Source organism: Flavobacterium sp. B183 (assembly GCF_023539155.1).
GTDB lineage: Bacteria > Bacteroidota > Bacteroidia > Flavobacteriales > Flavobacteriaceae > Flavobacterium > Flavobacterium tructae.
Genome location: NZ_CP097434.1, coordinates 2671159 through 2693409, shown reverse-complemented (window position 1 = coordinate 2693409; position 22251 = coordinate 2671159). Strand labels below are relative to the sequence as shown.

The following is a 22251-nucleotide window of genomic DNA, read 5'->3' as shown; positions in this document are numbered from 1 at the left end:
CAAGACTTCTATTCTATATTCTTGCATCTTTACTCTTGAATCTATTCTCTATTCTCTTTAAAACACTTACTTCGTGATCGACGAATTTGTTTTCGACTCTTCCAGTTTTATCGCACTTAACTCTTTCTTAGCTTCTTCAACAACATCCGGATAATCGGTAAAATTGTTAATGACGTTGTCTAAAATATAAGTTGCCTGATAACTGTCTTTTAATCCGTAAAAATTCTTTGCCATTAGCACCAAACTTTTCGCTCCGTAATATTTGTAAGCCGAATAGTTTTTAGCCAGCTTTTGTACTGAAACATTAGACGCATCAAATTTTCCTTCTTTGGTTTTAAAATAAGCATCATAATACAAGGCTTCCGCTGCTAATTCTCCTTTCGAAGTTGCCGATAATTTAGCATAGGCCGTTTTGGCCTTGTCTTCGTTTCCGGTTTGCATTGCCGCACGTGCCACGATAATTTGTGCATCGGCCTTTACATTTGCATCGGCTTTTGCGTTTTGCAATACTTTATCAGCATACACTACAGCATTGTCGTAATCTTTTTTGTCGTAATAACATTTCATCAGGTTCGCCTGTGCAAAGTTTTTATTCTGAGGAAAATCAGCTTCGTTTTCTAAACGTACTAAAACCGGAATCGATAGATCACAATCTTTTGCTTTCAGAAAAATCTGTGCAAGTCTGCTCAACGATTGCTCCGTAAATTCACTTCTTGGCTGATCAGTCACATACTGATAATTTGCCACTGATTTTGTTTCCGACCCTTCGGCAAAATACAATTGTGCTAAATAAAAGTTAGCTTCCAGCGCATGCATTCCTTTCGGAAATTTGCTCACATAACCTGTAAAACCAGTTATGGCTTGCTTACTGTTGTTCTGACTATATTGTTTGAAAGCCGCATCATAAGTATCATTATCCAGCTCGGCATCAGTAACCGCAACAAAATCTAAGGTACGTACCCAGGTCGCATATTCATCTACCTTTCCTGAGTCGACATAAATCAATCTGGCTGTCGAAACGGCTTCTAAAGCTTCGGGAGTTTTAGGAAACTCTGCTGCTACTTTTTTAAACTTCACCAAAGCCTGATCATCGCGATCTGAATTGTAATAAATCAATCCTTGTTTTAAAATGGCTTTCGAGGTAAACGAACCGTTTTTAAATTCTGAAATCAGCTGATCGTAAGTTTTAAGTGCCTGATCGTTCTTTTTCTCCGCAACATAAGTGTTCCCTAATTCGTATAAAGCATCATCGCGATAAGACGACTTTTTATACATTTGAAGGAAATGGCTCAACTCCTCGGCTTTTTTATCATTTTTAGACATAAACCCGTAAGAAATTGCTTTCTGAAACTGTGCATAATCGGCGTCAACGCCTTTTGCTTCAATAGCTTTCGAGTACGCTTCATTTGCCGCACTGTACTTTGAACTCACAAATCGGCAATCGCCCAAACGCAAATACGAATCGTTTAAACGTACTTTATCTTCTTTCGAATTGTCAATTTGTGCCTGAAAAGAATTCCCTGCCTGATCGTATTCTTTTTGTTTAAAATAAGCATAACCAATATTATAATTGATGTTTTTATACTCATTAGTAGTTTTTGCCGCAGCTAATCCTGCAAATTGCTTGTAGCTTAGTAAAGCATTCTGAAAATCATCGGTCATATATTCCGTTTCGGCTTTCCAAAAAGTCGCACGGGCTGTAAATTCAGGAGTCTTTTGTTCGCTGACAGCATTTTTGAACATTTTCCCTGCTTCGGGATAATTAGATTCATTGTACAATTCTACACCTCGGTAGAAAAGCACTTTTTGATAAGCCGCTTTATTCTCTGCCGACCTATTTTTTTCTAATAACGAAAGTGCTTCTTTGTAGTTTTTAGAAGAAATATAAGAATCAACCAATAATTTTTCTACCTCAGATCTGCTTGAATTATTTGGATATTTCTTTAAAAAATCGAGCAAAATTCCCGGTACTGTTTGATAGGCATTCCCAATTTCATAACTCAATTTTGCATAATTTAATGCTGCGTCTTCCTGAATTTGCGCATTGAAATCCATTTCAGAAGCATTTTTAAACGCATTTAAAGCTTCCTGTTTTTTACCTGTATTTAAATACGCTAAACCTAAATGATAATAGGCATTTTGAGCGACAAAATCTTTTCCTTCAATAATTTTATTGAATTGGGAAATTGCTTTTTCATACTCTTTTTGTTCGTAATACGCATATCCCAATTGATAAAAATCGGTATTATTCCACTTCCCTTTTTTACCCGCGTATTGCTCTAAAAACGGAATCGCTTTACCATATTGCTTTAAATTGAAATAACTTTCTCCAATAATTTTGTTCAGTTCTGACTTTTCCAAATCATTGGATTTACTCATGGCTTTTTGCCCTAAATCGATTGCTTTTTGGAAACTCCCCAACTTAAAATTCATGTCGGCCTGATAATACGAAAGCTTTTCTTTGTACTTTTCTTCGCCTGAAACTTCATCAAAATATTTTGTTGCTTCTTTATAATCATCACCTTCATACGCCATAAATCCCAAATAATACTTGGCTTGAGAACCAAAATCGGGAGAATTTACCACTTTGTTAAAATAAGTAGTTGCTTCCTTTTTCTTTTTAGCAGTGAAATAACTGTATCCTTTTTGAAAATTAAATTTATCCGAGTCTGATTTACTCATGTAACTTTCATCTACTTTATCAAACCATTGCAACGCTTTCGGGTAATTTCCCTGCTCAAAAAAATACTGAGCCACTTCAATATACGCCTGATTTTGTTTTGTACTTGTCGGATAATCGTGTACAAATTTCTCCATCAGAGCATCAGCATTTACTTTATTCGTTCGAATGGCACAATTGGCGATATAATAAGCACAATCAGATTGAACTTCCTCAGTTGTTGCATTATTTTTTACATATTCGAAAATAAGTTGAGCCGAAGCATATTGTTTGTCATTGTATAAAGCCAGTGCTTTGTCAAAATCCTTTAAGTCGTAAGTATAAATAGCTGATTTTTGTGCCGAAACTATGGTTGAGAAAAGGATAATTGGGAGTAAAAAGAACCAGGAAAGTTTACGCATTTTAATTATATTTAGTATTCAAATGTATCATTTTATACCGTTTATAACGAAACGTTCCTTGAATTTATTATGAATAAATATTTTAATCGTAATTATTAAACCCTATAGTAAACGCCAAAAGATTGGTTCTCAAACTTTACAGAAATATTTTTCTGTTTTACAATTAAAATAACGATTCTGTTATGTTTGACACAGATTTCACCCCTTCTCACAGATTGAAAAATTGACTTTAGCAAAAGGAATAAAATCATTCTAATTCATTAATCTGTGGCCTTTTTTTTGAAATTCCTCACAGAAATGATTAAAATTTATTTTGAATCCAAGCGTTATCTTATTACTTTTACCATTCAAATTAATTTTATTATGTCGCAAACCGTACTGTCTCTTAAAGAAGTCACTATATATCAGGAAGGAAAGAAAATTTTATCTCACATTAATTTAGATGTTCAACATGGTGAATTTATCTATATCATTGGAAAAACAGGTTCCGGAAAGAGTAGTTTCATGAAAACGCTTTATGGTGATTTGCCTTTAACTGAGGGTGAAGGACATATCGTTGAATTTGATTTGGCGACTTTAAAAGAAAGTGAAATTCCTTATTTGAGACGTAAAATCGGAATTGTGTTTCAGGATTTTAAGTTACTTCCGGACCGTTCTGTAAAAGACAATATGCTTTTTGTTTTAAAAGCCACCGGCTGGTCTGAAAAAGAAGCCATGGAACATAAAATCGATGAAGTTCTGGATAAGGTAGGCATGAAAGAGTTCCTAAACAAAATGCCACATCAACTTTCAGGAGGTGAACAGCAGCGTGTCGCCATTGCAAGAGCCTTACTAAACGATCCTGAATTTATCTTAGCCGATGAGCCAACCGGAAATCTTGATCCGCAAACCAGCTCAGAGGTTCTTGAAGTACTTAAAAAAATCAATGCCAACGGTAAAACAGTGATCATGGTAACCCACGATTATGCTTTACTGATGAAATTCCCGTCTAAAACCCTAAAATGTGAAGACGAAAGAATTTTTGAAGTGGTGCAACGCAGCGTATAGTGCTTTCTATTTTAATTCCGGTTTATAATTATGATGTTGTTTCCTTAGTTAAAAAACTTCATGAACAAGCCATGGAGTTAAATATCTCTTTTGAAATTATTTGTCTGGACGATGCCTCAAATCTTTTTACAAATGAAAATCAACAAATTAATCAATTTCACAATGGTTCATTTGTTATACTAGAGAAAAACATTGGGAGGAGTGCTATCCGAAACTTGTTAGCAGAAAAAGCTGCTTATCAAAATTTACTGTTTCTCGATGCTGATACATTTCCTGTTCATGAGAATTTTCTTTTGAACTATATTTCAAAAATAGATAATCGTGAGAAAATTATTTATGGCGGTATTTTATATGAAAAATCAAAGCCTTCCAAAGAAAAACTTCTACGATGGATTTATGGCGCAAAAAGGGAGGCCTTAAGTGTTTTTGATCGAGAAAAAAATGTGCATCTTTCTTTCTTGACTCTAAACTTTTTAATTCAGAAAAGTATCTTTTCTAAAGTCAATTTTAACGAAAGCATTCCAAATCTCAGACACGAGGACACATTGTTTTCATACGATTTAATGCAAAATGAAATTGACATTGTTCATATTGAAAATCCGGTTTATCATTTAGGAATTGAAAACAGTAGCACTTTTTTGATAAAATCAGAAGAAGCCGTTTTAGGATTAAAAAATCTAGTAGATTCAGATTTAATTTCTAAAGATTATGTAAAACTTTCTCATTATTTTCAAATCTTAAAAAAGTTCCGTCTTCAATTTTTAGTTTCTTTTGCCTTTAAAATCTTAAAACCTTTATTCAAAAAACAGCTTTTGGGTAAAAATCCTTCTCTTTTTCTTTTTGATCTTTATCGATTAGGGTATTATTGTAGTATAAATTAAGCTTTTACAATTGAGTCAAATAATTCATTCCACTGTTTCATAATAGAATGTAAATTATACTTTTCTACACTTTTTATTGCTTTCTCACTCATTCTCAATCGTAAGTCTTTATCTTCTATCAAAAGGCTTAACTTTTCAACATAAGAGCCCTGATTGCCGTCTTCTATAAGAAATCCATTTTTATTATTTTCTATAATTGCCTTTGGTCCAACCGGGCAATCATACGCTACGCAAGGCAAGCCACAAGCCATCGCTTCAATCAATACCATTGGTAGTGCTTCATTTCTGGAAGTCATTACAAATATTGATGATTCTGTGTACTTTTGTTGAATATTTTCAACCGGATTACAAAAAACTACACGCTCTTCAATTTTTAACTTTCTTGCTAAATTTCGCAATTCTAAAGCTTCATTTTCTTTGCCATAAATTTCTAATATCCAATCCGGATGCTTTTGTGCAATTAATTTCCATATCTGAAGTAATCTGTCAATTCCCTTTTCATGCGAATGTCTTGCGACGGCGATAACTTTTTTTGCTTTTAGATCTGAAAAGGATTCCCTTTCGATCCATAACGGATTAGAAATTACATGACTGTTTTTAACAGACCATTCACTCAAACTTTCTTGTGATAATGCTATAAAAAGCATAAATTGAGAAGCACAGAAATTTCGGTACTCATATTTAAACTTGCTTATAAATCTAAAAGGACTATTACTCCTGTATTCATTAAACCTGGAACCATGTGCCTCAAAAAAAATAGGGACTTTTGTGTTTATGAGTAATGGTATTGAAAATGATTTTAAGGCAAAATCACAAACTATAATACAATCGGGCTGTATTCTTTTTATATACTCTTCTAATTTTTTTTTATATTGTAACAGGTTAAATGCTTTATTACTTTTTAAAGATATATCGTAAAAATCAATTCGCTTATTAAACTCAAAAAAAAGATTTTCATTCCCTTCATTTTGAGTAATGATACTAACTTCATAATCAAATTTTTCAATCAAATAATTAGTTTTTACCGCAAGTACTCTTTGTACCCCTCCTTCTTCGTTTGCTCTTTGAGTAATGTAGAGTAGTTTCATTTCTTTGATATCAAAAAATCATCGTAATTCCTTATGTAATCATCTTCTTCAAAAAATTCCGAAGCTAAAACTAAGCATACTGCTCCAGACGAAAAATTTTCGAGCTCACGCCATATATTATTCGTAATCAACAAACCTTTATCCGGCTTATTTAAAAGTACTGTTTTTTCAGTTTCCCCATCTTTTAAGACTACGTCGAAACTTCCTGAAATTGCAATTAAAATTTGCTGCAGCTTTTTATGGGAATGACCTCCCCTTTTAGAAGAACTTGGAATATCGTATAAATAATAAACTCTTTTAATCGCGAACGGAATTGTATTCTTTTCAATTACCGCAATATTACCTAAGATATTTTCAATTTTTGGAAAATCAATCATTACTATATCCATACTTGTACTATCAGCTTTATATTTTATTAGGTAATATTATTATCGATTTCTTATTTTCGTATCAAATATATAACTCTTTAAAAATAATGCAAGATAAATTATTAGTTACAGTTATTTGCTTGTGCTATAACCACGAACATTTTGTGGCGGAGAGTTTATTTTCTGTGATGCTACAGGATTATTCGTTTATTGAATTAATAATTATTGATGACTGTAGTAATGACGATTCTAAAAAGGTAATAAAAAATTGGCTTTTGGATTATCCTAAAGTAAAATTCATTACTAATGAAAGGAACTTAGGAATCACAAAATCATTTAATATGGCACTAAAATTGGCTAAAGGAGATTATATCATTGATTTGGCCGCTGATGACGTTTTAGTTCCAAATTGTATTTCTTTGCAAATTGAAACTTTTAAGAAAAGTACTTTTACAAATCTTGGTATTGTATACGGAAATGCTGAACTGATTACAGAAAAAGGTGAATTTGATTCTTATTACTTCCCTGTAGATCATAATCACAAAACTATTAAGAAAAAACAAAATGGTGATGTCTACAAGAGTGTTCTCTCAGGTTTAGACAGTATTTGTTCTGTTTCTGCTATGACAAAAAAAACAGTTTATGATTCATTAAATGGATATGATGAAACACTAGCTTATGAAGATTTAGATTTTTGGATTAGAGCCTCCCGTGTCTATGAATTTGACTTTATTGATGAAATTTTGGTAAAAAAGAGAATATCAGAGAATTCATTGACTTCTAGTTTCTACGACAATAAAAAATTAGCGTTTCGAAAAATGAATCTCTCTACTTATTTGATTCTAAAAAAAGCCATTCATTTAAACAGAACTAAAAAAGAAGATCTTGCAGTTCAGAAAAGAGTACATCATGAAATTGTACATACTTTTCAAATCAAAGATTATAATTTATTATTTAAAAACTTCAGCTTACGATTCTGGTTATTCTGGAGGACTACTTTTAAAAAGTATTGAAAAATAAGTGAGAGGCTTTTTAAAAATTATAAATTTTATGCTTCTCCAATATGGTAAAACTAATTGTATTCAATGGAAATTATTGTATCTCAAAATTTTAAAAGTCTACTTTTTAAACTCAAAAACAATTGCCAAACTTCTTTTAATTCTTCTAAACCTAATAACCAACAAACATATAAATAAGTTACAGCTCCAAAGACAACTCCAAGAAGCAATTGCAATATTAGATTATCTACAAAACTTGTTATGACAAATACCAAAATTGCCATTCCGAGAGTTGCTAAAAAAAAAGAGCGCATATCTTTCAATTGTTTTATTGCTCCGTATCCATAAAATTTGCCCGGTAAGTAGGCATTTATAAGGAACGATAATGCTGAAGTAATAACATGACCAATTACGATAGCTTTTATGCCTAATGGAATTGTGATTATCATCGCTAATATTGTTAAAGGTAATTTTGATAAATCAACTTTTAAGAATAAATCTGAACGACCGACTGCGTTTAATAAATTCATATTAATTGCGCTCATCGGAAGAAAAATACGGGCAAAAACCATCCACTGCAAAAGCGGGATCAGAGAAATCCATTTCTCTGTAAGCAATACTATCACAATTGGTTTTGCCAATAAAGCAATAAGTGTCATTAGCGGAATAATAAAAAAAGCTGACATACGAATCATCCTGCTGTAAATAGAAACCAGTCTTTCTCTGTCATTTTGAACGCTGGTAAGAACCGGAAACGTAGCCTGCTGAATGATACTAACAATAGTTCCTGCTGATAAATCGGCAAAACTTTTAGCTCTTGTATAGTATCCTAATGATGATGCTGAATAAAATTTTCCTAGACAAATATTATAGACATTATTAAGAATTTGTGCATACAGACCAGCCATTAACAAGCTTGAACCATAACCAAATAATGATCTGAAAGATTTTTTTGAAAAGGAAACAGAAGGCATCCAATTGCTTAAAAACCATAGAGATAAAGACGTACTAAAAGTCCCCATAAGCATTTGGATAACCAACGACCAAACTCCATAACCGTTCATTGCAGCCAGTACTCCAAAAATTCCGCCGATAATCATACCAATTACATTACTTTTTGCTACAGACTTAAAATCAATTGCAATTGTTAATTTTGTTCGTTGAACTACTGCGAAAGCATTTAAAATCAGGATTAAGCCTAATACCCGCAATAAATCAATTAATTTAGGCTGATTAAAAAATGATGCTATGTAAGGTGCTGATAAAAATAACAGTGCGTAGAAAAAACAACTAATCGCCAAATTAAAAACAAATACAGTCGAAAAGTCAATATCTGTTCTATCCTGGCGCTGAATTAAACCTGTTCCCAAACCACTTTCTACAAAAGTCTGTGACAGGGCTATAAAAATGGTCAACATTCCTATTACTCCAAAATCTTCCGGCAGCAAAATTCGGGCAAGTACTATACCTACGATAAATTGCCCAAACTGAATGGCAAATTTATCAACTGCTGACCAGACAACTCCTTTTATTGCAGTTGATTTTAAAGAGGTATCGTGCATGTATAAAAATAAATTTTAATTAAATTCCAATTCAAAATTATTCAAAAATTTGACTTTCGAGGTATTTCATAATGTTTTCGGATGCGGTTGAATTATTTTTAGGAATTAGAGTATTTTGTACAAAATCGCAACGTTTATCTTTCATCCAATCATTCCCGTTAAGGACAACATTCTCAATAAAATCAATCACTTCTTTTTTGTTTCTCGACTGATAATGTGCTGTTATCGCTTCATTGCCAAAAGTACTCCAATAATCCATAATTGATTCATCCCGAATCATAAAAAGCGATGGTTTTCCTGTAATAAGATATTCTGCCATAAAAGAACCACTATCATGTATGAGTGCATCTGATGTTAAAAAAAGATCGATATAATAACCGTCACCAAACTGCCCATTTTCAAGGTCTATCCATTTATCGAAATAATTATCGGTTTTTTCTTTACCCCAATTCGGATCATTTTCCAATTTAACTCTTAATAAAGGATGGGGATTGAATGTAATCTGTAATTTATCCTTATAACTAGTGGCTAATTCTAAAAAGAAATCATAATACTCCAAAAAATTAGATACTTTGCTTAACTCGTTCATTAAATGATGCGGTGTCCATATAATTCTTTTTAAATCGGGATTCTTATTTTTCCAAACCTCCTTTGGCCGTTTATTTATCAAAAGAGGGTCGAATCCCGGATAACCGGTTACAACTCTATTTATTGCTTTATTCCTTTGGTTTTCGGAAGCCATTTTTTGATGAATATCCGTTTCGGAAAAAATTTTCCAAATTAAATTATGAAAATTAAGATCATAGGTAAACTCATAATTAACCGTTGGGATACTATAGGGAACATAACAAGTTAGTGTTTTGGAGAACTCTTTTATATAATACCTGTAATCCTGCAAACCCTCATAAGGATTGGTAAAAAAAACAAGATCAGGTGAAAATGTCTTTTTTATATCTAAATATTCTCCTGTATCGGTATCATAAGTTCTAATAGCATCATATCCTCTTTTTTTAAAAGCATTATAGGCTTTACCCATTTCGAAAAGCATATTTTCCTTGCCAAAATTTACAACAGGGCACACAAATATTTGAGGCTCAAACCGAGGATCCGCAAGCATTAAATCAAATAACAGATCGTATTTCCAAACGGATTCATGAGTCAGAAAAAAAGCAACTTTAACCTTTTCTTTTTTCCTTACAATCTCAAGTGCTTTTCGATGATTTTTAGGTGCCTGTCTAATTTTATACGCATCCCGCATGGCGCGCAGGTTTGTAAAATTATAGGCTTTAATAAGAGACATCCAAATTTTCTCAGGAACGTAAGGTTTAACAGCTAATTTTAATTCTCTCATTTTTTATTCCAATTAAAACTAATATCTGTTTAAAACCTCAACAATAAAATCAACCTCCGTTTCTGTCAAAACTGGACTAATAGGCAAGCTTAAAACTTCCTGATGAATCTTTTCTGTCACGGGTAATGACAAATTATTCCATTCCAGAAGTGCTTTTTGCTGGTGTGGCGGAATTGGATAATGTATTACGGTTTGTATGTTATTTTTGGATAAGTAGGCCTGCAGCCCTTCACGATCTGAAGTTCGTACCACAAACAAATGAAAAATATGGTTATTTGAAAAATCCCAAAACGGAAGTACTATTTTTTCATTTTTTATTTCAGTCAAATATCGTTTAGCAATTTTGCGTCGCCTCTCATTATCGACATCTAAATGAGGTAATTTCAGACTTAAAAAAGCGGCCTGAAGTTCATCTAATCTTGTGTTCACACCAATATAATCATTGTGATATTTTACCTCAGATCCATAATTGCGAAGCGAAAAAAGCACTTTTGCCAACTCCCTATCATTTGTCGTAATAGCACCGCCATCACCTAAAGCACCAAGGTTCTTTCCGGGATAAAAACTGTAAGCTGATGCGGAGGATAAATTATTAATTGTTGATTGTTGATTGTTAATTGCACCATGCGATTGGGCTGCATCTTCAACTATCAATAGATTATTACGATTTGCTATTTCATTTATTTGGTCCATTTCGGCCAGTTGTCCGTAAAGATGAACGGCTAAAATGGCTTTGGTTTTCGGACTGATTTTTTCCTCAAGTAAATCAGGATTGAGATTGTACGTTTCTAATCTTGGTTCCACCAAAACAGGAACTAAATCTGCCTGCAATACAGCCAAAATACTAGCAATATAAGTATTCGAAGGAACAATAACCTCATCTCCTTTTTGCAGTTTTCCTAAAGCTATATACGCCTTAAAAATCAGAGTTAAAGCATCGAGACCATTTCCTGTTCCGATACAATAATCGGCTTTGCAATATTTTGCAAAAGCGGTTTCAAATGTTTCCACTTCCTTCCCTAAAATGTACCAGCCATTCTCTAAAACTGTTTTCAGTTTTTCGTGAAATGCGGTTTCATAAGGTTTGTTTATTTTCTTCAGGTCCAGAAATGATATCATTTTCTTTTTTTCTATTTAAACAAAAATACCATTTAACTTCTTATAATTTGCCGTTTCCAGTTCGTAGAAATCATGAACTATGGTACCCGCTCCAAAACTTTCTTTCCAGTACGATAAACCTTCATTCAGGTTCTTTCCCTGATTTTCATTCGAAATTCCAAAATCAAAAAATCTCTTTTGAGCAAATCGTTCCTGAATCAGATAATGGTATAAATAATCCAGGCTTCCTAAGTCTCCCTTTTCATTCTTCGAAATATACTGGCAATGCACTGTCATTTCCGTTTCAAAAATCGTAGTTCCGGCCACAATTTTATCTTCTAAATAAACATTGAACTGATGAATGTTTTGAGGGAAATGCTTTTGCAGATAATACATTTCTTCTGCTGAATGTACCGGATTTGCTTTGTGTTTTTTATTCAAATTGGGAATTAAAACTTCATTCCAAAACAAACCAAAATCAATTTCTTCTTTGATCATCAATTGATTCGAAACTCCTTTTTGAAAACCTCTTTTTCTAATCTTTGATACGACATTTTCCTGAGATAAATCGATTACCGAAAGTGAATCCCGGCGTACCAGCTTCGCATCGGCCAAAAACAGAGCATACAAAATTTCCTCTGCAGGTTTCAAATGGTAAATAGAAGGAAGAGTTTTATAATGCAGTTTCAGAATCTCATTTTCGTTCAGAAAGAACAAAACTGCCTGAAAAATTTCAATAACGTCAACTTGTTTTGTTTTTTCACTATAAACCAAGCCTCCATAAGTCAATCCCTGGTGTGAGTAAACCGAATTTTCGACTTTATTCGCCGGTAAAATTGCTTTTAATCTATCATCCTTGAAAACCAAAAGTGAGAAATCTTTAAACCGGTCTTCGTGGTACTCCATAAAATCACGGTAAAACAGGAATGTTGCATTTTTAGCCTGCGCCACAAATGCATTCCATATTTCGTAATCGTTTTTATGATAATTCCTTACGGTATATTTCATTCCGTTTTCTGTGGTAATTTTATCGTTCTCTTTTGAATTCTGTTGAAACAAACTTATAAAAAAGTTTGCCGCGAATTCACAAATTTAATTTTTATTGTCTAACAAAAATTTAAATTCTGTTTGTGAATTCGCGGCTCTTAAATTTTCAGCACACTGCTATTGTTTAAAAATCTTATTTATGTTCAAATGCCGGTAAATACCATTTGTATTTTACTGCTAATAAACGGGTAACAATCATTACGACAGAAGTTACTAAGTACAAAACATCGTCTTCTAAATTCAGTTTTTTCAGAATAAAAAATACGATTCCTCCAAAAATACAAATGGTGGCATAAATCTCTCTTCTAAAAATGGTTGGAATTTCGTTACACAAAATGTCCCGAATCACGCCTCCAAAACATGCCGTCATAGTACCTAAGGCAATACAAATAACCGGGTGCAAACCAATCATAATCCCTTTTTCGAGTCCAATCAAGGTAAAAACACCCAATCCGATCGTATCAAACAAGAATAGCGAAGTACGCAGTCTGTCGAACTTTTTTCTGAAAAGGATGGCAAATCCAAACCCCAGGATGATTACATATACATATTGCAAATCCAGCATCCATCCTACCGGTGTTCGGCCTATCAGCACATCACGAAGCGTTCCGCCACCAACAGCCGTCACAAAAGCAATGATAAAAACACCAAACGGATCCAGCTTTTTATGCATCGCTGTCAAAGCACCCGACATGGCAAAAGCCATTGTACCAATAATATCTAATAAATGAAACATTTTTTACTTTTTAGCTGCAAAAGGCGCAGAGCCGCAAAGGTACAAAGGTTAGCGCTGTTTTTATATTCTTTAGTGCCTCTTCTCTCTGATTATTTATTTTCTAACATAAATCGGGCTTCTTTTTAACAGATAAGAAACAGAATCCATCCAACTGTCTTTTATGTTTAAGAATGGCTTACGAGTTTGTGAATAGATTTTCGTTCTGTTTTTATACATATCAAAATAAACCATGTAATTGTAGTAGGTTTGTGTACTTGACGTTGTAGTTGAAATATCGTTTGTTTTAAGCTTTTTATTGTTGTCACTCACTTTAGCATTTCCGCTGTTATAAGTTGAAGCCACTGAACCCTCCGTTATGGTATACGACACTTTTGTTGCGATGATGTTATCCACTCCTAAAATTTGCTGAAGATCTTCGATTGGGGTTTCATCGATATTTTTATAATCTATCCCTGCTTTGTGCAATAAACTGTTGGTTACTCTTAAATCCTGAACCGTTAACGGAAAAATATTCGACGATTTATCTAATAATTTGTTATACAAATCATTCTGAGCAAATTTTGCCATTTCTTCTGAACTTTCTAAAGTGCCTGAGTTTACATAAGGTACCGGCAGCACAGCAATAGTATTGGGTTTCATTTCGGCGACAGCAATCACCTGTCCTGAATTAGCTGAACTGGCAGTATTTGCAGATACATCAAAAGTTTGAGAACGCCCGCTCGCAAAATCAATTCTGGCAATCTGAGATACATCAAGTGAAATTTGCAGTGTTTCTCCAGGTAAGGAATATTCAACAGTTTTATCTGACATTTTTGCAATGGTACATTCAATAATCTGATAATCTCTTTTTATAATTTTATCCAGTTTTTTGCTACTGGTCTGAGCAAAATTGGTAACGGAAATCAGCAACATTAAAATTGCAAAAACCTTTGTAATTTTCATAATTTCTATAATTTAAATGATCCTACTCTTAAAGCTTTTCGGTAACGCCTTTCTAAAATCAATAAATGTTTACATAATACAACTTAAAATCAGCATTACGAGAAGTTGATTTTAGTATTAGTAAAACTACAAAAATTATGAATTTGATAAAATGACATTTATCATCATTTTTTAGTCCCTTTTAAAAGCTACATATTCTGCGTATAAAAATTATAATCTTTGAGAATGACTCTCAGAAAGTCACTATTATTACCGGACTGATTTTTAATTCCGGTAACACTCTCTATTTTGGAAACCAGTTTATAAATGATTTCATGATCGTTTTTGGCAAGGGCACTTTGAAAAGTCTCTTTGATAATTCGCATATCATTATCCGACAATTTAATCACCAAAGGATAAGTTGGGACATAAGCGTCTCCGATTTCCTCCAGAATAGTGTGGCTGATGTTGATTTTATTTTTTAACGTAATCACAGCTGTTCCGGCAACCATATCACCCAATCGTTGTCCTTTTTGACTCGAAATTATGGATATCAGTCCAACGATTCCTCCAAGTACGGAAATATCAACCAGTCTAAAAAACCATCGCATTAAATAGTCTCCAAATCCGGCCTGATAACCGTCAATTTTTACCACTTTTATTTTTACTAATTTCTTACCAATTGTCTGTCCTTCAAAAATACTTTCTAAGGTTATGGTATAAATGATAAATGGAAAATACAGTAGTAAAATTATAGACATTCTCGACCAGTTGTCTAAGGTATTCAGTACTTTATCAAAATTTAATCCGTAGAAAAACACCAGGGAAATTACGGTCACATAAGCCAGTTTAATAGCCAAATCGATGAAATAAGAACCTATTCTTTCCCCTATCGTTGCGGCGATAAAATTTATTTTGACATTTTGCGTCGTATTTATAGATAATTCTGACATATTTTATATTTTAGCCTGCAATGAGAGAAGTTGCCTTCATAAAACAAAATAAAGAAAAATGGCTGGAATTTGAGCTAGCTATTTTTGGTAAAGCTAAAAAAAATCCGGACGAGTTAGCTAATTTGTACATTCAAATGATGAATGACTTGTCGTATGCCCAAACGTATTATCCGAAGAGCAAAACCGTTATTTACCTCAATCATCTCGCTTCACAAATTTATCAGAAAATTTATAAAACAAAACGAACAGAAAAAAATAAGTTTCTGGAATTCTTTGTTACCGAAGTTCCCTTGCTTATGTACGAGTACAAACGCTATTTACTCTATGCGTTTGCGTTATTTTTTCTGACAGTGGGAATTGGAGTTGTTTCTGCCAGATACGATCAGGATTTTGTTCGTCTTATTCTGGGGGATTCTTATGTGAACATGACCTTAGAAAATATCAAAAAAGGAAATCCAATGGCTGTATACGGCTCCGGAAGTAACTGGGGAAGTTTTATTGGCATCACCATGAACAACCTTTATGTAGGCGCGAGATGTTACATTTACGGAATTTTCGGGGGTCTGGGTACTTTTTACATTTTCCTTCAAAACTGTATCATGCTGGGCTCTTTTCAGTACTTTTTTTACGAACAGGGCGTTTTCTGGAAAAGTGTCCGCGGCATCTGGATTCACGGTTCAATGGAAATTTTTGCCATTGTAATCGAAACTACAGCAGGCTTTATTTTGGGAGCTTCGATCTTGTTTCCTAAAACTTTCTCGAGAATGAATTCTTTTAAAATAGGCTTCAAAAATAGCTTCAAAATATTTCTGAGTACTTTTCCGTTTACCATCAGTGCCGGTTTTCTCGAAGGTTTTATCACTCGTTATTCGATTGATATGCCCAATTGGCTAAGTAGTTTTATCATTTTACTTACTTTAGCTGTAATTTCATTTTATTATTTGATTTACCCTTTTATTGTTCACAAAAAAACAACTTTATCCTAATGTTTGAGCTTTACAAAAAACGACAGCTGGGCGATTATATCATCGATACTTTTTCCTTTTTTAAAACTTTCGGAAAACACTTTTTTAAGATTTTTTTCATCATCAACGGCGCCTTTCTCCTAATCGTAGGGGCTTTGGTCTTTTTCTTTTTAAAAAGTAATTTTCAGGCTGTATTTAATGATAGCTTAAACCAACCCGGCTCTGACAATCTTGCCAGTTATTTTAACGATAATTTTGGACTCTTAGTTGGTTTTGTTGCCCTCTTTTTTATTGCTGTAATTGCTTTATCGCTTTTCAACTCGACTTACCCTATTTTGTACTTAAAACTGGTGGCGAAAAAGAACACAACTGATTTTAAAACAGAAGATATCACCACCATCTTCAGACAAAACATCTGGAAAATTATCAAATTTTGTATTGGACTTACCTTTCTTGTTGTTCCGGTGCTGTTAATTGTTATCATCATACTCTTCTTTTTATGCTTTCTAATTGTTGGGATTCCCCTTTTGTTAATTGCTATCCCCGCTTTATTTACCTGGGTAAACTTTAGTTTTTATGCGTATCTGACAGAAGATAAAAGTTTCTTTCAATCCTTAAATCATGCCTATCTTTTACTAAAAGAAGATTTCTGGACTTCAATTGGAGCTACTTTTTTAATGCTGATTATGATCCAGATGATTCAGGGATCGATCACCATGGTGTTCTATTTTGCCGGAATATTTATTTTTTACTAACGGCCATTGGAAGCTCTAATTATAATGCAGAAGCGATAGGCGATTCTCCGCTCTTCCTTTTATTTTTGACTCTGATTTTCATCCTCATCTTTACCCTGAGTAATATTTTCAACAACATGATTATGGTCAATCAGGGAATTATGTATTACAGTTTGGGAGCAAAAGAAAAAATTTCAAATCGCGACATTGATTTAATCGGAACCGATAATGAATAAAATCTTCCTATTCCTTTTGTCTTTTTTTATTTTCTCTGGCATTGTTCAGGCACAGGATACTTTGGCTACAGCCGAACCTCCCAAAATAACATCCGTAAAATACACTGAAAAAGACATTCGGGTAGATTCCGACACCATAGAAATTAAAACTTTCTCTAAAAATTTCAAAAAAAAGTATAGCGGTTCCAGCTTTGTTTATGAATTTAAAGCTCCTGAAAAAGGTTTATGGCAGCGTTTTAAGGAATGGCTGGCTAGTATTTTTAGCGATTGGTTCGATTTTGAAACTCCGGAAAGCTCTATTAATTTTGTTTCGGTTTTAATAAAAGTACTCGCCGTTCTCATCATCATTTTTGTTATTTATTTGATCGTAAAAGCGATCATTAATAAAGAGGGACAATGGATTTTTGGAAAAAACGCTAAGAAAAAAACATTATCTATTCAGAAATCGAAAAAAACATTCACCTTTTAGATTTCGATAAACTGATTAAAGAAAGTATACAGTCCGGAGAAAGAAGAGCTGCCGTTAGGTACTACTATCTGTGGCTTCTGAAAGTAATGGCACAAAATCAGTACATCGAATGGGACATCGAAAAAACCAATTCTGATTATTTATACGAACTTCAAAAGCCTGCACACAAGGAAGAGTTTACTTATTTGTCTTATCTGTACAACTACATCTGGTATGGGGAGTTTGAGATTGATGAAATCACTTTCAGAAAAGCCGAAAACCGATTTAAGAATGCCTTAAAAACCTTTAGCAATGAATAAAACACTTAAAATTTACATTGCTGTACTGGTTCTTATTCTGACCTTAATTCTGATAGCAGATCGCGAACAGCCGAAACCTATTGACTGGACACCGACCTATTCTGTTAATGACAAAATTCCTTTTGGGCTCTATGTTTTTAACAACGAAATCAATGATTTTTTTAAGAATCATAGCGTAGAACGAATTTCAGACCTAACTCCTTATGAGTATTTGACTTCAAAATATGACAATGACAGTCTGGTAGAAAATTACAAAATAAAAGGAACTTTTTTAAACATCTCCGAATCCAATACCATTGATGAAGAATCTGTAAACGAACTTCTTTACTTTGTATCGCGTGGAAACAATGCTTTTTTGAGCATGAAAGACTTTCCTCAATATCTGTTAGACAGTTTAAAAGTTGAAGTAAATGCGGATTATCTCAATTCTGGCAACACCACTGTTTGGCTGGCGAACTCCCAACTGAAGGACAAAAAATATAAGTTTGTACAGACATTAGAAGATTATTTTTCTAAAATTGATACCGCAAAGACCACCGTTCTGGGTTATCAGCTTTCTTCGGTCAAAAAAGCAAAAAAGCACGTCAATTTTATAAAAATACCGTATTATCAAGGGCATTTTTACCTGCACACACAGCCTGTCGCTTTTACAAACTACAACTTACTGAAAGCAAACCATTATCAGTACGCAGAGAATGTCTTATCCTGTTTGCCTGAGGGAGATATTTTTTGGTACACGAAAGGGCAAAACAGCGAACGCATTTCCGAATCGCCTCTGCGATACATTTTAAGTCAGCCCGGTTTAAAATGGGCCTGGTATTTCTTTCTGTTTGGCATGTTGATTTTTATTATTTTTAATGCCAAGCGCAAACAGCGAATTGTTCCCATATTAAAACCTTTGTCCAACTTAACCGTTGATTTTACAAAGACTATCGGAAATTTATATTATCAGGAAGGCGATCACACTAACATTATTGATAAAAAGATCATTTACTTTTTAGAAAAAATCAGGAATGAATATTTAATTGATACCACGAAACTGGACGATCATTTTATTCAAAAATTGCATCATAAAACAGGTAAAAATGTAACGGATATTCAGGAACTCGTATTTTTGATTAACGAACATCGAAAGAGTTACCACGGCAGTCTTGAAGAAGATCTGATTCGAATAAACAATGCCATAGAAAAGATTTTACATTAGATAAAAAAAGCTACCATACTATAAAAGAAAAACTGACCATCATGGACGATATCAATACAACATCTCAAATCACAAATGAAAATGTGAATTTTGAAACCAGAATAAATTTAGCACCTCTTTTAGATCACGTTAGCGCGATTAAAAAAGAACTCGAAACCGTAATTGTCGGACAGCACAAAATGGTCGATCAGCTTTTGGTGGCTATTTTATCCAACGGACACGTTTTACTGGAAGGAGTTCCTGGAGTTGCCAAAACCATTACGGCCAAATTATTATCCAAAACCCTAAACATTGGCTTTAGCCGTATACAATTCACACCGGATTTAATGCCATCGGATATCTTAGGAACTTCGATTTTTAATTTAAAAACCTCTGAATTTGAATTCAAACAAGGTCCAATTTTCTCCAATTTAATCTTAATCGACGAAATAAATCGTGCCCCTGCCAAAACACAAGCCGCACTTTTTGAAGTAATGGAAGAACGTCAGATTACCATTGACGGATCAGCCTATCAGCTTGAAACTCCATTTCTGGTAATTGCCACTCAAAACCCGATCGAGCAGGAAGGAACTTACCGTTTACCGGAGGCACAATTGGATCGTTTTTTATTCAAAATCACCATCGATTATCCGAAACTCGACGAAGAAATTTTAATTATTCAAAGAGAACATTTACTACAAAATCACGGAAAATTAGAAGCTGTTAAAACGATACTTTCTGCTGCGGAAATAAAAGAATACCAGGCTTTGGTAAAACAAATCAGAGTCGAGCAAAATCTGTTGGAATACATTGCACGAATTGTTGTCAATACCCGCGAAAATGCGTTCTTATACCTTGGAGCCTCTCCTCGTGCTTCAATCGCTATTTTGAATGCTGCCAAAGGTTTTGCTGCCATCCGCGGACGTGATTTTGTTACTCCTGAAGACATAAAAGAAGCTGCCATTCCGGTTTTACAGCATCGTGTAATTGTAGCCCCTGAGCGCGAAATGGAAGGCATCACAAGTTCAGAAATCATCAGACAAATTATTGAGACTGTTGAAATTCCGAGATAGTTTTCAGTAGCAGTAGCAGTTTTCAGTACTATGCTTAATAACAAACCTTTTTTAATGAAATTTTCTAAAGTATTTTTTTTATCCTTTGTATGCCTTTCATTGGTAAGCTTTAAATCAGCGCATGTTAAACCTTTGAAAAACGTCAATACATCAATCTATTTTTTAACGGACAAACAACAAATTGAATCGTTAATAAAAAAAGCCTATGAATGGATCGAAACCAAAAAAACACAAGACGATTTTGATGTAATCGAAAATAAAAAGGCAGATAAATATGTGGCGTTAAATACAAAAACACATCATAAAATAATAAGCGAACTTAAAAACTCTAATTTTTTTGCACAGCAATTTATCGACAATTATAACAAAATTGCGCTGAAAATTGGGGAGGATCTTAAAAGCAGTAAAATCGAATATTGGGTTGGAGAATTACCTCCATACGGTAACGATAGCAACCCATGGTGTAATTGTCAGGATAATCCGGAATCTTATTGGAAAACACTAAAAGTAAACGACTTAAAAATCCAAAATAACAAAGCGACATTTTACTGGACATGGACAGAATGGAAAGATAGTCCTAAGTATAAAGTAACAGCAGTTAAAGAAAATGGAATCTGGAAAATAGCCACCTTAGACGGTTTTGATTATAAAAGCTTTACAAAAATATAGTAAAACACCTTTAACCCTAATTTTATTAAAATTGAAATTTATAAAAAGCCTTTACCTTAATAACTTTTTCTTCTATGTGCTTCTGGGCATAATTGGATTGTTTGTCTGTGCTTTTATTTTCCCAAATTTGTATCATGCGGTTTGGTTTGTGGTTTTAATTTTATTTAGTTTCTTAGGGCTTGACGTACTCCTGCTCTATCTTAGTAAAACAGGCGTTGAAGCGGAAAGAACGACACCGGAAAAACTTTCAAACGGAGATTTGAATCCCGTAACCATCACCGTTAAAAACCATTATACCTTTAAAATTTCAGTTAAGATCATCGATGAAATTCCGTTTCAGTTTCAGGTACGCGATTTCAAAATTGTAAAAACCGTTAAAGCCTCTGAGCAAAAAGAAATTGGCTATGAATTACGACCTACAGAACGAGGAGAATATTACTTTGGTTATCTGAACGTTTATGTTTCGTCACCGCTAAGACTAATTTCCAGAAGATTTTCTTTCGATAAAGACAAAATGGTTCCCACTTATCCGTCTTATATTCAGCTGCGAAAATATGATTTATTGGCTTTTTCGAATAATCTGTACCAATACGGAATCAAAAAAATCCGTAGGATTGGCCATACGATGGAATTTGAGCAAATTAAAGAATATGTTCAGGGTGATGATCTTCGAACTTTAAACTGGAAAGCTACAGCCAAGAAAAATGCCTTAATGGTCAATCAGTTTCAGGATGAAAAATCCCAGTCTGTTTACATGGCAATCGATAAAGGCCGCTCCATGCAAATGCCTTTTGACGGCTTAAGTTTGCTGGATTATGCTATCAATTCGGCCTTAGTTTTATCGAACGTTATTCTGAAAAAGCAGGACAAAGCAGGGATTTTTTCATTCTCTAAAAAAGTAGAAAATCGTGTTTTTGCCGAAAAAAGGGCTTCTCAGATGCAAAAAATTTTGGAAACCTTATACAATATCAAAACCGACTTTTTCGAAAGCGACTACAGCCGTTTGTATGTCGACATCAAAAAAAACATCAATCAAAGAAGTTTGATCCTTTTGTACACTAACTTTGAAACAATGGACGGTTTAAACCGACAGTTGCCTTATTTAAAAGGAATTGCAAAAAACCATTTACTGGTGGTTGTCTTTTTCAGTAATACCGAACTAAATGCAATCATCAACAAAAAAACAGACACCATTCAGGAAATCTACGACAAAGTAATCGCTGAAAAATTCATGTTCGAAAAGCGTTTAATTGCTAACGAACTCAAAAAATATGGCATACACTCTGTTTTAACACAGCCCGAAAATCTGACTTTGGATGCTATCAATAAATATCTGGAAATAAAAGCCAGAGGGATTTTGTAGAAGTGAAAAATAATTTGTGAGAAGTAAAATGAACACAATTGTTTTTTTGCAAATATTATTAAAACATCAAGTTCTTTATAAAAATTAAGATTAGTTAAAAAATCGTTGAACCTTTGTTCTTTTGAACCT

The 22251-nt window shown here is 33.6% G+C and carries 21 protein-coding genes; 11 read left to right on the top strand and 10 right to left on the bottom strand.

Annotation, left to right across the window (positions count from 1 at the left end; translation table 11 throughout):
* Positions 1 to 66: 66 nt before the first annotated feature.
* The gene (locus M4I44_RS11465) at positions 67 to 3081 is read right to left on the bottom strand and encodes a tetratricopeptide repeat protein (RefSeq protein ID WP_249967381.1); all 3015 of its coding nucleotides are present in this window, start codon (positions 3079 to 3081) and stop codon (positions 67 to 69) included.
* 363 nt (positions 3082 to 3444) lie between these two features.
* On the opposite strand from M4I44_RS11465, the gene M4I44_RS11460 reads away from it, so the two are divergent.
* Together M4I44_RS11460 and M4I44_RS11455 are read left to right on the top strand one after the other, a co-directional pair.
* Positions 3445 to 4128 carry a cell division ATP-binding protein FtsE gene (locus M4I44_RS11460; protein WP_026109865.1) on the top strand — a complete coding sequence of 228 codons (684 nt, stop codon included), beginning with the start codon at positions 3445 to 3447 and terminating at the stop codon, positions 4126 to 4128.
* Positions 4128 to 5009 carry a glycosyltransferase family 2 protein gene (locus M4I44_RS11455; RefSeq protein WP_249967380.1) on the top strand — a complete coding sequence of 294 codons (882 nt, stop codon included), beginning with the start codon at positions 4128 to 4130 and terminating at the stop codon, positions 5007 to 5009. Before M4I44_RS11460 ends, M4I44_RS11455 begins: the two co-directional genes overlap by 1 nt.
* On the opposite strand, the gene M4I44_RS11450 is transcribed toward M4I44_RS11455, so the two are convergent.
* Together M4I44_RS11450 and M4I44_RS11445 are read right to left on the bottom strand one after the other, a co-directional pair.
* On the bottom strand, positions 5006 to 6097 hold the full coding sequence (locus tag M4I44_RS11450) for a glycosyltransferase family 4 protein (protein ID WP_249967379.1): 1092 nt from the start codon (positions 6095 to 6097) through the stop codon (positions 5006 to 5008). The genes M4I44_RS11455 and M4I44_RS11450 overlap by 4 nt on opposite strands.
* Positions 6094 to 6486: an FdtA/QdtA family cupin domain-containing protein gene (locus tag M4I44_RS11445; protein WP_070906986.1), complete on the bottom strand. Its 393-nt coding sequence runs from the start codon at positions 6484 to 6486 to the stop codon at positions 6094 to 6096. Before M4I44_RS11445 ends, M4I44_RS11450 begins: the two co-directional genes overlap by 4 nt.
* Before the next feature lie 86 nt (positions 6487 to 6572).
* Here M4I44_RS11445 and M4I44_RS11440 point away from each other — a divergent pair, with 86 nt between their 5' ends.
* Positions 6573 to 7478, top strand: a complete 906-nt coding sequence (locus tag M4I44_RS11440; protein ID WP_249967378.1) for a glycosyltransferase — start codon at positions 6573 to 6575, stop codon at positions 7476 to 7478.
* 89 nt (positions 7479 to 7567) lie between these two features.
* Here the strand turns inward: M4I44_RS11440 and M4I44_RS11435 are convergent, their stop codons facing one another.
* The 7 genes from M4I44_RS11435 to M4I44_RS11405 all read right to left on the bottom strand — a co-directional run bounded on the left by M4I44_RS11435 (position 7568) and on the right by M4I44_RS11405 (position 15131).
* A complete protein-coding gene (locus M4I44_RS11435) occupies positions 7568 to 9025 on the bottom strand; it encodes a lipopolysaccharide biosynthesis protein (protein WP_249967377.1) in 1458 nt (485 codons plus the stop codon).
* Between the two features lie 37 nt (positions 9026 to 9062).
* Positions 9063 to 10376, bottom strand: coding sequence for a CDP-glycerol glycerophosphotransferase family protein (locus M4I44_RS11430; protein WP_249967376.1), 1314 nt, complete (start codon positions 10374 to 10376; stop codon positions 9063 to 9065).
* An 18-nt stretch (positions 10377 to 10394) separates the two neighbouring features.
* Positions 10395 to 11495 carry a DegT/DnrJ/EryC1/StrS aminotransferase family protein gene (locus M4I44_RS11425; RefSeq protein WP_249967375.1) on the bottom strand — a complete coding sequence of 367 codons (1101 nt, stop codon included), beginning with the start codon at positions 11493 to 11495 and terminating at the stop codon, positions 10395 to 10397.
* A gap of 15 nt (positions 11496 to 11510) precedes the next feature.
* Entirely contained in the window at positions 11511 to 12533 is a 1023-nt protein-coding gene (locus tag M4I44_RS11420; RefSeq protein WP_371923026.1) for a GNAT family N-acetyltransferase, read from the bottom strand.
* Positions 12534 to 12654: 121 nt separating this feature from the next.
* Positions 12655 to 13257, bottom strand: coding sequence for a trimeric intracellular cation channel family protein (locus tag M4I44_RS11415; protein WP_017495383.1), 603 nt, complete (start codon positions 13255 to 13257; stop codon positions 12655 to 12657).
* Positions 13258 to 13350: 93 nt separating this feature from the next.
* On the bottom strand, positions 13351 to 14199 hold the full coding sequence (locus M4I44_RS11410; RefSeq protein ID WP_249967374.1) for a hypothetical protein: 849 nt from the start codon (positions 14197 to 14199) through the stop codon (positions 13351 to 13353).
* 188 nt (positions 14200 to 14387) lie between these two features.
* Entirely contained in the window at positions 14388 to 15131 is a 744-nt protein-coding gene (locus M4I44_RS11405; protein WP_249967373.1) for an RDD family protein, read from the bottom strand.
* A 20-nt stretch (positions 15132 to 15151) separates the two neighbouring features.
* Here M4I44_RS11405 and M4I44_RS11400 point away from each other — a divergent pair, with 20 nt between their 5' ends.
* The 8 genes from M4I44_RS11400 to M4I44_RS11365 all read left to right on the top strand — a co-directional run bounded on the left by M4I44_RS11400 (position 15152) and on the right by M4I44_RS11365 (position 22122).
* Positions 15152 to 16117: a stage II sporulation protein M gene (locus M4I44_RS11400; RefSeq protein ID WP_070906994.1), complete on the top strand. Its 966-nt coding sequence runs from the start codon at positions 15152 to 15154 to the stop codon at positions 16115 to 16117.
* Positions 16117 to 16851: a hypothetical protein gene (locus M4I44_RS11395; RefSeq protein ID WP_249967372.1), complete on the top strand. Its 735-nt coding sequence runs from the start codon at positions 16117 to 16119 to the stop codon at positions 16849 to 16851. The genes M4I44_RS11400 and M4I44_RS11395 overlap by 1 nt, the downstream gene beginning before the upstream one ends.
* Before the next feature lie 207 nt (positions 16852 to 17058).
* Positions 17059 to 17535, top strand: coding sequence for a hypothetical protein (locus M4I44_RS11390; RefSeq protein WP_249967371.1), 477 nt, complete (start codon positions 17059 to 17061; stop codon positions 17533 to 17535).
* 86 nt (positions 17536 to 17621) lie between these two features.
* Entirely contained in the window at positions 17622 to 17834 is a 213-nt protein-coding gene (locus tag M4I44_RS11385) for a DUF4129 domain-containing protein (RefSeq protein ID WP_249967370.1), read from the top strand.
* Entirely contained in the window at positions 17827 to 19038 is a 1212-nt protein-coding gene (locus M4I44_RS11380; protein WP_249967369.1) for a DUF4350 domain-containing protein, read from the top strand. The genes M4I44_RS11385 and M4I44_RS11380 overlap by 8 nt, the downstream gene beginning before the upstream one ends.
* Positions 19039 to 19079: 41 nt before the next feature.
* A complete protein-coding gene (locus tag M4I44_RS11375) occupies positions 19080 to 20090 on the top strand; it encodes a MoxR family ATPase (RefSeq protein ID WP_249967368.1) in 1011 nt (336 codons plus the stop codon).
* Positions 20091 to 20222: 132 nt separating this feature from the next.
* A complete protein-coding gene (locus M4I44_RS11370) occupies positions 20223 to 20759 on the top strand; it encodes a hypothetical protein (RefSeq protein ID WP_249967367.1) in 537 nt (178 codons plus the stop codon).
* A gap of 31 nt (positions 20760 to 20790) precedes the next feature.
* Positions 20791 to 22122: a DUF58 domain-containing protein gene (locus tag M4I44_RS11365; protein ID WP_249967366.1), complete on the top strand. Its 1332-nt coding sequence runs from the start codon at positions 20791 to 20793 to the stop codon at positions 22120 to 22122.
* The last annotated feature ends 129 nt before the right edge of the window (positions 22123 to 22251 follow it).